Annotated in this window: 2 protein-coding genes; one reads left to right on the top strand and one right to left on the bottom strand. The window is 52.4% G+C overall.

What is annotated here, in order from left to right; all coding sequences use genetic code 11:
- Positions 1-259, top strand: a 259-nt coding sequence (locus IV91_RS0112835; RefSeq protein ID WP_031599071.1) for a TSUP family transporter, incomplete at its 5' end; no start/stop codon positions are given.
- Here the strand turns inward: IV91_RS0112835 and IV91_RS19240 are convergent.
- Positions 225-458: hypothetical protein (locus IV91_RS19240; protein ID WP_233418476.1), on the bottom strand; the 234-nt coding region annotated here is incomplete at its 5' end. The two genes, IV91_RS0112835 and IV91_RS19240, sit on opposite strands and share 35 nt — an antisense overlap.

Here is a 458-nt window from a genome sequence, read left to right as displayed (position 1 = left end):
TCCGGCATTGATTTTCTGGTTTGGCGTGGAACCCCAGTCCGCCATTGCCACGGATCTGTGGTTTGCGGTCCTGACCAAACTGGTGGCGGTCAAGGCGCATCATGGAGAAGGACAGGTGGATTGGCATGTGGTGCGACGGCTTTGGTGGGGAAGTGTCCCGGTCGCCTGTCTGGTCGTTTTGCTGGTGGGGCATGGGGTAACGTTGGGGTCCATGCGTAACATCATTACCCCCTCATATGATGCCATTCCGGCATCGTGACCGAAGATTCCGGAAGTGGGTATTCAGCTAACTGAACTTTAGACATTCGCGGGTTTTTCCAAATATCGAAGGTACCCATCTGCGCGATAAATATTTTCAAAAAATGCAAAAAACACTTGACATGAAATCCGATTTTCGAGGTCGCTGCGCTACCCGCTCGGGGTTGTTTTTGAAGCGGGTAGCGCAGCGACCAATGAAG

The sequence above is a fragment of the Ferrovum myxofaciens genome, assembly GCF_000735045.1.
Classification (GTDB): domain Bacteria; phylum Pseudomonadota; class Gammaproteobacteria; order Burkholderiales; family Ferrovaceae; genus Ferrovum; species Ferrovum myxofaciens.
The sequence above is the reverse complement of the archived record's forward strand: the minus strand, read 5'-3'. Positions and strand labels throughout refer to the sequence as shown.